The following is a 14,430-nucleotide window of genomic DNA, read 5'->3' as shown; positions in this document are numbered from 1 at the left end:
GAATTATTTACTTTTATTTTTTAGAGTTAATACACCACTATTCGCGCTGTGAATGGTAAGGATTTTAATTATATATTTTGTTTATTTATAGTGACTGGTTTAGTATTTGTCTTGTCCGGTGAAACAGCTTATAAAAAAGTAGTTACACCATAAAAATTAAAATTATAAATACTGTCAGTTAAAATTTTTGGAGAAAGTAATATGTCTAATTACCAAAGTGCAATCGAAGCAGTTCAAGCAATTAAAGCAAAAGCTGGCAGTTCATGGAATGCCATTAATCCTGAATCAGTAGCCCGTATGCGAGCACAGAACAAATTTAAAACTGGTTTAGACATTGCTCAGTACACAGCAAACATTATGCGTGCTGATATGGATGCTTTTGACGCTGATAGCTCTAAGTACACTCAATCTTTAGGTTGTTGGCATGGTTTTATTGGCCAACAGAAGATGATTTCTATCAAGAAACATTTTGCTGGTCAAACAGACCGTCGTTACTTATATCTTTCTGGTTGGATGGTTGCGGCACTACGCAGTGAGTTTGGCCCTCTTCCTGATCAATCTATGCACGAAAAAACTTCAGTAGCTGCTTTGGTTGCTGAGCTTTACACTTTTCTACGTCAAGCAGATGCCCGTGAACTAGGTGGTCTTTTTCGTGACCTAGACGCAGCAAGCGATGGTGACAAAGTCGCTATTCAAGAGCAAATTGATAACCATGTAACACACGTTGTGCCAATTATTGCTGATATCGATGCAGGCTTTGGTAACGCAGAAGCAACTTATATCATGGCTAAGCAAATGATAGAAGCGGGTGCATGTGCACTTCAAATTGAAAACCAAGTGGCTGATGAAAAACAATGTGGACACCAAGACGGTAAAGTGACGGTGCCTCATGCAGACTTTCATTCTAAAATTCGTGCCTTGCGTCATGCATTCCTAGAGCTAGGCATCGACAACGGTATTATTGTTTCTCGTACTGACTCTGAAGGTGCTGGCTTGACTAAAGAAATCGCCGTGGTTAAAGAGCCTGGCGATCAAGGTGACATATATAACTCTTTCCTAGACGTTGAAGAAATTGACGTAGCTGACATGGCTGAAGGCGATGTTTGTTTCAACCGTAATGGTAAGCTAGTGCGTCCTAAGCGCTTACCTTCTGGTTTATATCAGTTTCGTCAAGGTACCGGTGAAGAGCGTTGTGTATTTGACAGCATCGAAGCAATTAAAGCGGGCGCTGACTTACTTTGGATTGAAACGGCAACACCAAACGTTGCTGACATCACGGCAATGATGGATGAAGTACGTAAAGAAATTCCAAATGCTAAGCTGGTTTACAACAACAGCCCATCATTTAACTGGACGTTAAACTTCCGTCAACAAGCCTTCGATGCAATGGTTGCTGCGGGTGCCGATGTATCTAGTTATGTTCGTGCTGATTTAATGGATGTTAATTACGATACGACTGAATTAGCTGCAGCTGCAGATGATAAAATTCGTAGTTTCCAAGCAGATACTTCACGTGAAGCGGGTATTTTTCATCACTTAATTACACTGCCTACATACCATACAGCGGCCTTATCTACTGATAACCTTGCGAAAGAATACTTTGGTGATGCGGGTATGTTGGGTTATGTTGAAGGTGTACAACGTAAAGAAATTCGTCAAGGTATCGCCTGTGTTAAACATCAAAACATGTCAGGTTCTGATATGGGTGATGACCACAAAGAATACTTTGCTGGTGAGAACGCACTTAAAGCCGGTGGCGCAAACAACACCTCTAACCAGTTTTAATAGCACACTAGCTTAATCGTTGGCGAGTAAAGCAAAGCCAACTGCAGTAATAATAATACTGTCTTTAAGCCGTAATGCTTACAAGTTAAGAAAGTTTAGCTTAAAAGTTGGTCAGAAAACTAAAATCCGATGAAAGCTATTCATCGGATTTTTTATGTCTAATTTTTAGGTAGTAAAATTTTTAGCGGTTAAAATCTAAGCTAATAAAACAGTGAGCAGATCATTAATCAACTTGGTATAACCCAAAAATTTTATGTGTTTACGAATATGATTAACTACATTGTTAGAAAGCTCTTACTTAGGTAAAAGCTTTTTTATGCCATTTTTAATATTAAACGGGTGGAGAATTAGTGGCTTAATATCCCACAATTAAAAACATAAAGCTGAAACTCACAAAATATCACTCAAAACTTATAAGAAGACATTTTAGTTAATATTTTATTATTTATAGCTGACTAAATTTAGCTTAAACTTTTCGTATTTCTTCATTGGATTGAGCCGTCAGTGCCGTGCCTTGATTTTTAATCATCTGCCGAAAAGCACCTGGAGTTATGCCATAGCGGCGTTTAAAGTGTCGGTATAAATGGCTTAAATTACTAAAGCCTGTGGCAAAAGCTACTGCTGTTATATCGGTGTCTGAGCTTGCAAGTAATTTAGCTACGGCATCACAGCGCACCTTAAGGAGATACTCAATAACACTGAATCCTGTGTGTAGACGAAATTGGCGAGCAAAATGACTTCTTGATATATTAACTTCATTTGCTACCATTTCCAGCGTGATATCAAGGGCATGGTTGTCATGGATCCAATTCTGAGCTTTAGTCATTCGTTGTGATGATTGCGCACGTGTTTTCTGTTCATAACCGGCACTACTCATATGAATAAGTAATAACCGCAAGTATAAATTCTCTTTTAAACTGGCATGCAGTAGTGAGCTGGAATCAGGAAGTTTTTCGATTTCATTGGCAATTTTTTGCATTTCCTGAGTGTTGTCATCAGTGTTTAAGAGATGATTATTTATTAAAAATTCGCCTTCAGAGAGCGTATTTAAAAACAGTCGGTTGGTGGGGTTTGACAACGTATCAAATGATGGCGGATCAATGCAGACAAAGAGTAACTTGGTCTGGCCTTGCTTATCAACAGCAATGGTATGTGGACATTTAGCAGGGATAAAAGCAGAGTGTCCAGCTGAAAAATGATGTACCTCGTCATTAATGCGGATGTTTACACTTCCTTGTAAACAGACCACAAACTCATGCAGGTTATGGTGGTGTTGCTCGATATCGTGATGTAATACAACACTGGAAGTCCAAAGCATGAAAATAGTCCAATAGTATAATTATAGGGTTCAATCCTATGCGACAGCAAGCAATAAAGATACTAAAATAAGCCATACTTACACTATTGTGCTCTAAGTCGTGGTCATAAAAAATGAATTGCCAAGGTAAATGCTTAACTCTGGCAATCGAATGGCAATAGCTTATACCAGTTCCATTAAGTTTGTGATCTTGTTGTGCGCAGGAAAAATAACTCAAGGTAAGGCGCTCGATTGAGCAATAGCTGGCTATTGGGATTGAGAGCAACACAGCCTTGAGCTATTTTAACTAGTACAAGTGAGTAATAACTTAATGGGATTGATATTAGTTGATATTTTATCTTATTGGAGAAAACTATGGTTATTGTACATCACTTAAATAATTCTCGGTCTCAACGGGTTCTTTGGGCTTTGGAAGAGCTTGGCGTCCCTTATGAAGTAAAACAATACCAACGTGATCTCAAGACTAATCTAGCGCCTGCTAGCCTTAAAAAAATACATCCTTTGGGTAAATCTCCAATAATTACCGATGGAGACATCACTATTGCAGAATCTGGAGCGATTATTGAATATCTTGCTCAAACCTATGGTGAGGGTAACTTTATTCCAGAGACTAAAACTGAAGCGCATCGCCAGTATTTATACTGGTTACACTTTGCTGAAGGTACTATGATGCAGCAATTATTGTTGAAACTTATTTTAGAAAAGGCAGTACAAAGGTCGAAGCCATTTTTTGTTAAATACATCGCTAAAGCCATTATGAAAAAAGTAATGGCGGGCTATGTTGGGCCTAACATCACCGCTAATTTAGCCTTAATTGAAAGTCATTTAACGGATAACGAATGGTTTGCCGGTGAGCAGCTATCAGGTGCTGATATTCAAATGAGTTTTCCTCTAGAAGCATGGGCGGCAAGAAAAACAGTTGCTCAACACTATCCAAAAATCATGGCTTACGTTAAACGTTTTCAGGCTCGGCCAGCGTATCAAAAAGCCATAAAATCAGGTGGCACTTACGATTATGCTTAATCCTGTTTGTGAAATAAACAGCAATAAATAAATAGAAAGTGCTAAACTTAACGCTATAAAGTGCATAATAAAACGGCGTTTAGTGCTATGTTAATCAATGGCTTTGTTAGACTTTAGAAATCAAAAAAACAACGATTAAATATAGAGAAATTTAGCAGCAATGCTAACGGTGTATTGGTTGGCCCAGCGGTTTGTTTAGGAAAGTAATTCCCTGAAAAACTCATATGAGCCATGTCAGTGAGTGCCACAGATAAATAATCAGCCACTGCCATATGTGGCGTACTTAATAAATTGATGAGTTGTTAATGTTTCAACTCAATTTTGGGAGAGAAAACTATGATCGTATTCAAGTTAAATGGGAACAAGGTTTCCTCTGCTGCTGATGTAAACACACCACTATTGTGGGTTATCCGTGATGAGTTTGGTTTTAAAGGCACAAAATTTGGCTGTGGTATTGGTCTGTGTGGTGCGTGTACCGTGCATATTGACGGTGCGCCAGTTAGAACATGCTCTTATCCATTAATAGCAGCAAAAAATAAAAATATCACCACGATTGAAGGTTTAGAAAATAAACATCCATTACAACAAACATGGGTTGATGAACAGGTGCCACAATGTGGTTACTGCCAGTCAGGACAAATTATGCAAGCAGCTACTTTATTAGCCAGTAATTCGTCGCCGAGTGACCAAGAAATTGTTGACCATATGAGTGGAAATTTATGTCGCTGTATGGCCTATGTACGGATTAAAAGTGCAATTAAAAATGCGGCAGGTGTGATGTCAGCCGAGGTACAAACTTTTGATCCTAGCTCTTCAACGCAACAATCATAAAGGCGTATGGCAATGAAAAATATTAAAGATGCAAAAAATAATGTCAGCTTATCTCGACGTCGATTTTTAGTAGGCTCGGTCAGTGGCTCACTGTTAATGGCTTTTGCCCCGCTAGTTGGTGCAGTAGGCTTAGATAACAGCCCACAAGAAACGCTGAAAAATAAATTATTTTCCCCAACAGTTTGGTTTGAAATTAATCCATTGGGTGAAGTGAACATTAATATTGCTAAGGCAGAAATGGGCCAACATATTGGCACTGCACTGGCACGCGTTGTTGCTGATGAGCTAGGGGCTGATTGGTCTAAAGTCTCCATCACCCATGTCGACACCGATCCTAAATGGGGTTATATGGTCACGGGTGGTTCATGGTCAGTTTTTCAAACATTCAAGCCACTGTCTCAAGCGGGTGCTGCAGGTCGGATAGCCTTAATAGAAGCGGCAGCAAAAATATTAAATTGCCCTGCAGAGCAATGTAGCGTAGAAAATGGCGCGGTACTCTATCAAGATCGCTCGATTAGTTTTGGTGACATTGTCGCCAAGGGCAGTTTTAATCGTACCTTTACACCAGAAGAAATTAGCGCTTTACCGTTAAAACCTGCAAGTAAAAGAACTTTAGTTGGAAAGCCGAGCTTAGCGCTTGATATTCCCGCTAAAACTAATGGTTCAGCCGTTTACGGTATTGATATTGAGTTGGCCGGTATGGTTTATGCCCGCCCTATTGTTCCACCGACCCGATATGGCAGTAAAGTCACGAATGTTGACGATAGTGCTGCTCAGAAAATCAAAGGTTATTTGGGCTATCATCTTCTACAAGATCCGAGTGACCATCTGCAAGGTTGGGTTAGTGTCGCGGCCGATAGTTATTATGGCGCTATTCAAGCGGCTGATGCCTTAAATGTCAGCTACCAAGCAGGTAAAACAGCTAAGGTCAGTGAGCAAGATATTCTTCAAGAAGGAGAGCGTTTAGTTGCTGATAAGAGTGAAGGTGGATTGTTTGTTGATGAGGGCGATTTCTCAGTGGCAAGCACTAAAGCCGATAAAGCTATTGATGCGGTTTATCGCACACATACCGCTTTACACTTTGCCTTAGAGCCGGTTAATGCGACCGTAGAAGAAAAAGATGGCCTTTGGCATGTTTATACGGGTAATCAATGGCAATCATTAACTTTGCCTGCAATCGCTAAAGCGCTGCAAGTAACTGATGACAAAGTTGTTATGCATCAGCAATATCTCGGTGGTGGTTTTGGTCGCCGTTTGTTTGGCGATTATGCAATACCCGCGGTATTAACCGCTAAAGCGATTGGCAAGCCAGTGAAAATGGTTTTTACCCGTGAAGATGACTCTAGATTTGATCAACCAAGATCGCCATCTGTCGTCTCGTTTCGAGCGGTATTTGATCAGGAAAATAAATTTACTGGTATGGAGCATGCACTTGCTGCCGGTTGGCCAACCTTAGCTATGGCACCAGGATTTATGCCTCAAAGCTTAGACAAAAAAACGCGTGTTGATATGTTTTCTACCAGTGGCGCTGATCACTGGTACAGCATGGATAATCATCGTGTGCGCGTGGTTAATAATAGCCTAGCACAACAAACCATGCTGCCCGGTTGGTTAAGATCTGTTGGCCAAGGTTGGATTGTTTGGGGACTAGAATCATTTATTGATGAAATTGCCCATCAAACTAATACTGATCCGATTGATTTTCGCTTATCAATGCTTGACGGTTTAGGTAAACAAGCCGGTAAAGCGCCAGAAAGTGTTGGTGGTGCCAAGCGATTAGCGAATGTACTAAGCATCCTTAAGCAAAAAACCAAAGGTGTTAAATTAGCCGAAAATGAAGGTATGGGTATTGCGATAAGTGCGGGACAAGAACGTACCATGCCGGCTTGGATGGCTTGTGCTGCAAAGGTTCATGTAGAACCTAGCTCAGGAAAAATAACGGTTAAAAAGCTCACCATGATTGTGGATGCCGGCGTTATTGTCCATCCTGATGGTGCCTTAGCGCAAGTTCAAGGCTCTATGCTTTGGGGGGTAAGCTTAGCTTTACACGAACAAAGCCCGATAGAAAATGGCCAAGTGAGTAATCTCAACTTAAACACTTACTCACCATTACGTATGGGTGATGTACCTGAGCTTGATATTGAATTTGTTGAAAGCGAAGAGTTTCCTGTTGGCTTGGGCGAACCTGGCGTAGTATCGATAGCACCTGCGATAGCTAATGCTATTTTCCAAATCACTGGCGTTAGAGTGCGAGACTTACCGATTACAGCCGCAGCAATAAAAAATGCTTAAGCAATAAGCGTGACACTTTTAAGTTAGTATAGTGAGTACATAAGCGCTAAAGCTAACCAGTTGATTAAAGCCCTTAGTTGTTTTCATAGCGACTAAGGGTTTTTTATTTTTATCTTCCTGCTTAAGTCTGTCAGCATATTAAATAAATAGTTATAACATGGACTTATACCAGTTCCATTAAGTTTGTGATCTTGTTGTGCGCAGGAAAAATAACTCAAGGTAAGGCGCTCGATTGAGCAATAGCTGGCTATTGGGATTGAGAGCAACACAGCCTTGAGCTATTTTAACTAGTACAAGTGAGCAATAACTTAATGGGATTGGTATTATAATATATTTTAATGGCTAACTTACTGTAGGGATTTAATAAAAAAAGCCTGAAAGTATATCAGTCGTTAATATAACTTATCTTGCTATTAGCAACATATGCTTTCATTTTTATATTTAAATAGCGAAAATTAAATCTTATTAGTAACATCTCTGTTACATTAAGTTAACGGCTTTATATGGAGAAATATTTTGAAGATATTAATAAGTAATGCAAAAAAATCACTATTACCACTCATTATCGCTAGTTTATTTGCTGGAAATACTATGGCTAAAGGCAGTGGAGCCGCCAGTGCTTATGCCGTTGAACTTGGCGCCGCAGGTACTTTCACTATTTTAAGTAAATCTGGCATTACTGATGTTAAGACTTCGGCTATTACAGGCGATGTGGGTACTAGTCCAATTACCGGTGCAGCGCTGCTAATTAGCTGCCCTGAAGTAACAGGCACCATTTTCACGGTTGACGCTGATGGTCCACCTTGTGCGATAAATTCAGCATACGATCTCGGTGTTGCTGTCGGCGATATGGAAACTGCCTATACTGACGCTGCAGGACGGCCAGCAGATAGCACAGAACTTGGCGCAGGAGAAATTGGCGGTTTAACGCTGGTACCTGGCGTTTATAAATGGTCTACGAACGTCAATATCAGCACAGATGTTACCTTTAACGGTACGTCGAATGATGTTTGGATAATGCAGGTGTCAGGTAATTTGAATCAGGCGAATAGCACCAGAGTTACTTTAGCTGGTGGTGCATTAGCCAAGAACATTTTCTGGCAAGTTGCAGGTCAAACTGCCCTTGGAACGGATGCCTTTTTTAAAGGTATTGTGCTGAGTAAAACATTGATTTCTGTGAATACGCATACGGAAGTCAAAGGTAGACTATTCTCTGGAACCGCAGTTACATTGCAAAAAAATACCGTGACAGCACCGGTTGAATTTCCTGCAAGGCCATAATAAAAAGCAAGGTCTGTTAGCTAGTGTAAAGTATCGATAGACCTAATTATAAAGAGGGTTAGAGATTAAACTCTCTAACCCTCTTTTTTTGTATGTTGTTGTTCAAAAATTTCAAAATCCACTTATTGCAAAAAATAATAGCGACAATTTGGTTAATTTCAAGCCAAGGTATAAACTTATAAATTAACACCCTGAAAATGTTTTTAAAGTGCCTGTACAATCAAAAGCAGCAAGAGAATAAGACTAACCCATTGCCAAAACATTACAGGATCACGCTGCATTAGTGGCGGTTGAGTTTTTGCTAGAAATAATTTATTTGGCTGTCGCAAGTCATGAACAAACTCTGACAATACAGAGTAGCGTTTTAAAGGGTCAATTTTTAAGGCGCGCTCAAGTGTATCGTCAATCCAAAAGGGTAATTCAGTATTATCATTAATCATCGATTTATAGTTGAGCTTACGTTGCGCTGATACGCTGTTCGCCTGTGCTATTTCACGACCATATGGAAATTTACCTGATAACATTTGATAAGTGATCACACCCAACGAATAAAGGTCAGATGCCTGAGTTGCCAAATGTCCTAAAAAATATTCAGGGGCTGAATAACGAATGGTACCGCGCATAATTTCTTCAGTATCAGCATCGGTAACACCAGCAATAAAAGTTGAGCCAAAGTCTATTATTTTTACCGTGTTAGTACTGTCGATCATGATATTAGCTGGGCGTAAGTCTTGATGTATCATGTCTTGGCGATGAAAAGCCTGTAAGCCTTTTGCGGTTTGCTCGATAATACTTCTAACTTGTTCTAATGTTGGTTTTGGATGGTCTATCATCCATTGATTTAATGAAATGCCATCAATAAATTCTGTCACCAAATATAAATAATGACGTTTTCTTTTAGGAATAATTGCTTTAGCAACATGTGGATTGTTAATGCGTTTGGCTATCCATTCTTCTAGCATAAAACGCTCAAGGTATTGCTTGTCGGTTCTTAATTCAGTGGATGGCGTTTTTATCACTACGGTTTGCAGTGTCTCATTGTCGCGCGCTAAAAAAACATGGCTTCGGCTACTGATATATATTTCGCGGATAATTTCATAACCGTCAAACTGCATTCTTGGTGAAAGCCTTGGCGGTAGTGGCAACATGGTGAGTTGATGCACCTCATCAAGCTGATAGCTGGGCACGTTATCAATACGGACAATTTGAATACTAAGGTTGTCATTACTTCCTAGTGCAAGGGCTTGTGCAATAATGGCATCAGCCGCATTATCTAAGCTCTCGGCATTACTAATGTTATTGGCAATTTGAGCACTGTTAATAAACTCGTAAACACCGTCAGTGGCAATAATATATATATCGCCTTGTTCCAGCAGCTGGCTTTGATAATCAATATCAAACGTTTGGTTAATCCCTAACGCGCGGGTTAAATAGCTAACATCGGCAGACATAACTCGGCGGTGATCTTCGGTTAACTGCTCCAATTGTTGACCCGATAAACGATAAATTCGGGTATCACCTGAATGAAAAAGGTGTGCCGTATTTGACTTTAATATCAGCGCACTGAAGGTGCAAACATAGCCTTTGTCTTTATCAAAGCGATAAGGGCTATTACGCGTTTGTGAATAAAGCCATGAATTAATTGACTTAATCACTTTTTGTGCAGAATTTTTAACCGACCATGAATCAGAGGTGCAGTAGTAATCCTCTAAAAAACTCGATATTGCTGTTTCACTGGCAACTTGGCTTACATTACTTGAGCTAATACCATCAGCCATGGCAAGCACAATGCCTTTACTGCTCAGCATGGGTTCTTTAGGAATGATGCTGCCGAGAAAATCTTGATTGATTTCCTTTACACCTTTATGGGTAGCGCCGCCAATACTCACCGCTAATGCTTGACTCATCACTTGTTTCCTATGGTATTAAAATCAGCTTAAATCAGCTTAAATCAGTAAAGCTTGTAGCAATAAAAAGACTTCGTAAGTTAAATTACGAAGTCTTTTATCTGCATTGATATTAGTTATTTATTAATTGACTCATACAAGCTTATGCTTTGAATAAACCATTAATGAAACATGAATTAAGCAAGTTTTCTACTCGGCGATGTTTTAACATGTGTAAAGTATAATGGTAAACCTACTAATAATAAGCCACCGGCAAGGTTGCCTAATACCGTTGGAATTTCATTCCATACCAAGTAATCATAAACAGTAAAGTCACCACCCATGATCATGGAGAATGGGAACAAGAACATGTTAACAATTGAGTGTTCAAAACCCATAAAGAAAAACAACATGACGGGCATCCACATCGCAGCCATTTTAGCACCAGCAGAAGTAGAGATCATCGCACCAACCACACCCATTGATACCATCCAGTTACATAACATGCCACGGAAAAATATAGTGATCCAGCCGCTTAAACCATGTTCTTGGTAACCTACGGTTCTTGCCTCACCAATGCTTGCTACTTTAGCTGCAATAGCACCGCCATCAGCTGAATAACCATAGGTTAAAATAAAGGACATTAAAAAAGCTGTGGTCATCGCCCCGCCAAAGTTACCTAGAAAAACCAAACCCCAGTTACGCATTACGCCGCTAAAGGTAACACCAGGACGCTTGTCTAATAAGGCTAATGGTACCAGTGTAAATACACCCGTGAGTAGATCAAACTTCATCAAATAAAGCATGATAAAACCAACAGGGAAAAGACAGGCGCCTAAAATAGGGCTACCGGTTTTAGTAGCCACCGTAATAGCAAATATCGCTGCTAGGCCTAAAATAGCGCCTGCCATAAAAGCACGTATAAGAGTATCTTTGGTAGACATGTAAACTTTTTGTTCACCTGCGTCCACCATTTTGGTTACAAATTCACTGGGTTCTATATAAGCCATTGTTATATCTCTATTTAAAAGTAATGTTAATTCATTTTACTGTTTACCTAACAAAGCAAATTGAATGCCAGTCATGTAACGTGTTGATTTATATTTAATATGTTATTTTTAACTTGGTTTTGCTGGCTTTGTTTGCCAGCGTTGCACAACTTTGATTAGCTTATTGCACCAAATAAGATCACCATGATTTATAAGGTAAAAATTTGCCATTCAAGGTTAAAATGACTCTATCGCCTTTTGGATTTTCTTCTTTTTCTACTTCCATAGAAAAGTCGATAGCACTCATGATGCCGTCACCAAACTTTTCTTGAATAACTTCTTTAAGGGTATCGCCATAGACGCCTACGACTTCGTAGATACGATAAATTAATGGGTCTTGTGGTACTGACTTATCCCACTCCTTAGTTGGATAGGCCATTAGGGCTTGCTTTGTTTCTTTAGGTAAACCTAAAAATTCAATCACTTTGTCCGCTTCAACTTCAGGCCAACTGTTCATACCTAAACAGGCTGAGGTTGTCCAAACGATAGACATACCAACAGCGTCTGCAATGCTCTGCCAACTAAGTACTTTTTCATTTTTTATGGCGAATATTGCTTCAGTTACATCGAGTTTATTCATGTGACTTCCTTAAAATTAAAATATTATTTTATTAATTTAGCTGTCTAATTTTGGTGCGTTATTTTCAATACAGTGCAAGCATTTTAAATTACGCGTTGATTTAACCATTAAACGACTAACCTTGTTATCTACTAACATTAACAATTGCGAAAACTATGCCAACAACTCAAAATTTATTAACTCATTGATTTTTAGTTATATTAATTATTTTATTGGACTGCGTAGGACCACGACTTTTCGTGATAAACGATATTTCGTGCTGTTAGGCACGAAATATCGTTGGTTGGCTTGGAAATTGAATGGTGGGGTTAGTTGATGAGTCATCAGGAATATTTTATGCAAGCGAACTTATTTTTAAATGCACCTAAAGCACTGTTATATATTGATCCTTTTAATAATAAAATTTTGCAGTTAAACCACAAAGCTGCGCTATTATTTGCTATTGAAAGTGACGTTGAGCTAGAAAATAATACGCTAACTGAGGTTACTGTAACGCAATTTTTTACTGGCTGTTTAGATAAGTTAATTCACTTTACTCAACAAATATTAGCGCAAGGCGAAGCGTGGACAAACGATCTATTTCTCACTATTAATAATGAAAAAATATATTTAGATATTACCGCTAGCGCTTTAGACAATAAACTTTTGTTCTCCTGTCAAAACGCCAAAGTTACTTATGCCCGCTACCATCAGGCAATAGCACAGGCTAAGTATAAAGCTGGCATTGTCCATTGGAATGCCAACGAAAGCGTATTCGAAGAAATTGAGCGACAAAATCAATTGTTACTTAGTGCGGTAGGTGATGGCATCTATGGTGTAGATGCTGACGGCAATACCACCTTTGTAAATGCAGCAGCAGAGCAAATATTAGGCTGGAAAAAAGCAGAACTTGTCGGGAAAAAAATTCATGACGTTATTCATCATTCGCATGTTGATGGTCAACATTATCATGCCTACAAATGCCCGATTTATGCGGCTTTTAAAGATGGAGAAGTACACAGCGTTGATGACGAAGTGTTCTGGTCAAAAAGTGGTATGCCCGTTGCGGTAGAGTATAAAAGTACGCCGGTCACTGAAAACGATTTATTAATCGGTGCTGTAGTTATTTTTCGAGACATAACACAAAGAAAGTCTACTCAGGCTAAACTACTAAAGGCCATAAAAGAGGTAGATACGCTAAAAGAGCGCCTTGAAATGGACAATGCATATTTGCTTGAAGAATTAAATGCGGACTTTAATCATCACCAGATCATTGGTCAGAGTATGCAAGTGCAGCATATGGTTAATCAAATAGAATTAGTAGGAGCGACTAACGCGAATGTCATCATTACTGGCGAATCTGGCACAGGTAAAGAGCTAATTGCTAGAGCAATTCATGAAGTGAGTGATAGAAAAGGCCGGCCATTAATTAGAGTGAATTGCGCGGCAATTCCGGCAGACTTATTTGAAAGTGAGTTTTTTGGTCATGTAAAAGGTGCTTTTTCAGGCGCAATATCAGACCGAATTGGCCGATTTGAATTGGCTGATGGCGCCACTATTTTCTTAGATGAAGTCGGTGAAATTCCCTTACAACTACAAGGGAAATTATTACGGGTATTACAAGAGCAGCAGTTTGAACGGGTAGGAGAGTCGAAAACCAGACATGTTGATGTCAGAGTGATCTCAGCAACTAATCAGAAATTAAAAACCTTAGTTCAGCAGAATAAATTTAGAGAAGACTTATATTTTAGGCTCAATGTCTTTCCAATTCATTCACCCGCATTACGAGAGCGTATTGATGATATTCCTCTGTTAGTGAATCACTTTATTGATAAAGTGTGTTTGAACTTTAATCGACCTAAACCACAAGTGTCAGTTTCGCAAATGCAGTATTTAAGCCAATACCATTGGCCCGGCAATATCAGAGAACTGGAAAATATTATTGAACGTCAGATAATATTAGCCAAGAGTAATAAAATAAATTTTGAATTTTTGGCCAATGAATCCGTTGTTAATGATGCATCATTTAACCCTAAAGTTGCTCCGCAGTTGATGAGAGTGGCAGAGCAAAAGTTACTTGAAAAAACCAATTTGGCTAATGCCTTAAAACATTGCCAAGGTAAAATTTATGGTGAGAATGGTGCTGCTGAGTTATTAGGCTTAAAACCAACAACATTGTCGTCAAAGTTAAAAAAATATGGCTTAAACCGTCAGGATTTTACTCCTTGATGTATATCGATACTATCGATGACTCGCTAGCTTCTGACTCCTAGGGTACTTATAATACCAGTTCCATTAAGTTTGTGATCTTGTTGTGCGCAGGAAAAATAACTCAAGGTAAGGCGCTCGATTGAGCAATAGCTGGCTATTGGGAGTGAGAGCAACACAGCCTTGAGCTATTTTAAC

General features: G+C 39.2%; 10 protein-coding genes. 6 read left to right on the top strand and 4 right to left on the bottom strand.

The genetic code is table 11. The features are described from left to right. Positions 1–201 precede the first annotated feature (201 nt). A complete protein-coding gene (locus ESZ39_RS06840; RefSeq protein WP_146879167.1) occupies positions 202–1,785 on the top strand; it encodes an isocitrate lyase in 1,584 nt (527 codons plus the stop codon). 466 nt (positions 1,786–2,251) lie between these two features. On the opposite strand, the gene ESZ39_RS06835 is transcribed toward ESZ39_RS06840, so the two are convergent. Further along, the gene (locus tag ESZ39_RS06835; RefSeq protein WP_146879166.1) at positions 2,252–3,103 is read right to left on the bottom strand and encodes an AraC family transcriptional regulator; all 852 of its coding nucleotides are present in this window, start codon (positions 3,101–3,103) and stop codon (positions 2,252–2,254) included. 354 nt (positions 3,104–3,457) lie between these two features. On the opposite strand from ESZ39_RS06835, the gene ESZ39_RS06830 reads away from it, so the two are divergent. From ESZ39_RS06830 to ESZ39_RS06815, 4 genes are all read left to right on the top strand, one after another. After that, positions 3,458–4,126 (top strand): glutathione S-transferase family protein, encoded by a 669-nt coding sequence (locus tag ESZ39_RS06830; protein WP_146879165.1) that lies wholly within the window; start codon positions 3,458–3,460, stop codon positions 4,124–4,126. 336 nt (positions 4,127–4,462) lie between these two features. Beyond that, positions 4,463–4,957 (top strand): (2Fe-2S)-binding protein, encoded by a 495-nt coding sequence (locus tag ESZ39_RS06825; RefSeq protein WP_146879164.1) that lies wholly within the window; start codon positions 4,463–4,465, stop codon positions 4,955–4,957. 6 nt (positions 4,958–4,963) lie between these two features. After that, complete coding sequence (locus tag ESZ39_RS06820) at positions 4,964–7,249, top strand: xanthine dehydrogenase family protein molybdopterin-binding subunit (protein ID WP_191321718.1); 2,286 nt, start codon at positions 4,964–4,966, stop codon at positions 7,247–7,249. A gap of 516 nt (positions 7,250–7,765) precedes the next feature. Further along, the gene (locus ESZ39_RS06815; protein WP_223270276.1) at positions 7,766–8,530 is read left to right on the top strand and encodes an ice-binding family protein; all 765 of its coding nucleotides are present in this window, start codon (positions 7,766–7,768) and stop codon (positions 8,528–8,530) included. A 203-nt stretch (positions 8,531–8,733) separates the two neighbouring features. Here ESZ39_RS06815 and ESZ39_RS06810 read toward each other — a convergent pair whose 3' ends face one another. The 3 genes from ESZ39_RS06810 to cynS form a co-directional block, all read right to left on the bottom strand. Then, positions 8,734–10,437: a bifunctional protein-serine/threonine kinase/phosphatase gene (locus tag ESZ39_RS06810; protein ID WP_146879162.1), complete on the bottom strand. Its 1,704-nt coding sequence runs from the start codon at positions 10,435–10,437 to the stop codon at positions 8,734–8,736. Between the two features lie 176 nt (positions 10,438–10,613). Continuing rightward, positions 10,614–11,426 carry a formate/nitrite transporter family protein gene (locus ESZ39_RS06805; protein ID WP_146879161.1) on the bottom strand — a complete coding sequence of 271 codons (813 nt, stop codon included), beginning with the start codon at positions 11,424–11,426 and terminating at the stop codon, positions 10,614–10,616. Between the two features lie 178 nt (positions 11,427–11,604). Further along, the gene (gene cynS, locus ESZ39_RS06800) at positions 11,605–12,045 is read right to left on the bottom strand and encodes a cyanase (protein WP_146879160.1); all 441 of its coding nucleotides are present in this window, start codon (positions 12,043–12,045) and stop codon (positions 11,605–11,607) included. Between the two features lie 336 nt (positions 12,046–12,381). Here cynS and ESZ39_RS06795 point away from each other — a divergent pair, with 336 nt between their 5' ends. Continuing rightward, positions 12,382–14,253 carry a sigma-54 interaction domain-containing protein gene (locus ESZ39_RS06795; protein WP_146879159.1) on the top strand — a complete coding sequence of 624 codons (1,872 nt, stop codon included), beginning with the start codon at positions 12,382–12,384 and terminating at the stop codon, positions 14,251–14,253. Positions 14,254–14,430: the final 177 nt, after the last annotated feature.

It is taken from the genome of Colwellia sp. C1TZA3 (genome assembly GCF_007954265.1).
GTDB lineage: Bacteria > Pseudomonadota > Gammaproteobacteria > Enterobacterales > Alteromonadaceae > Cognaticolwellia.
Note: the sequence above shows the minus strand (reverse complement) of the source record. Positions and strands in the feature narration are given on the sequence as shown.

Excerpts from the sequence above, each read along its gene's own strand:
- cynS (WP_146879160.1), bottom strand. The coding sequence starts at position 12,045 with ATGAATAAACTCGATGTAACTGAAGCAATATTCGCCATAAAAAATGAA.
- ESZ39_RS06810 (WP_146879162.1), bottom strand. The coding sequence starts at position 10,437 with ATGAGTCAAGCATTAGCGGTGAGTATTGGCGGCGCTACCCATAAAGGT.
- ESZ39_RS06825 (WP_146879164.1), top strand. The coding sequence starts at position 4,463 with ATGATCGTATTCAAGTTAAATGGGAACAAGGTTTCCTCTGCTGCTGAT.
- ESZ39_RS06820 (WP_191321718.1), top strand. The coding sequence starts at position 4,964 with ATGGCAATGAAAAATATTAAAGATGCAAAAAATAATGTCAGCTTATCT.
- ESZ39_RS06835 (WP_146879166.1), bottom strand. The coding sequence starts at position 3,103 with ATGCTTTGGACTTCCAGTGTTGTATTACATCACGATATCGAGCAACAC.
- ESZ39_RS06830 (WP_146879165.1), top strand. The coding sequence starts at position 3,458 with ATGGTTATTGTACATCACTTAAATAATTCTCGGTCTCAACGGGTTCTT.
- ESZ39_RS06795 (WP_146879159.1), top strand. The coding sequence starts at position 12,382 with ATGCAAGCGAACTTATTTTTAAATGCACCTAAAGCACTGTTATATATT.
- ESZ39_RS06840 (WP_146879167.1), top strand. The coding sequence starts at position 202 with ATGTCTAATTACCAAAGTGCAATCGAAGCAGTTCAAGCAATTAAAGCA.
- ESZ39_RS06805 (WP_146879161.1), bottom strand. The coding sequence starts at position 11,426 with ATGGCTTATATAGAACCCAGTGAATTTGTAACCAAAATGGTGGACGCA.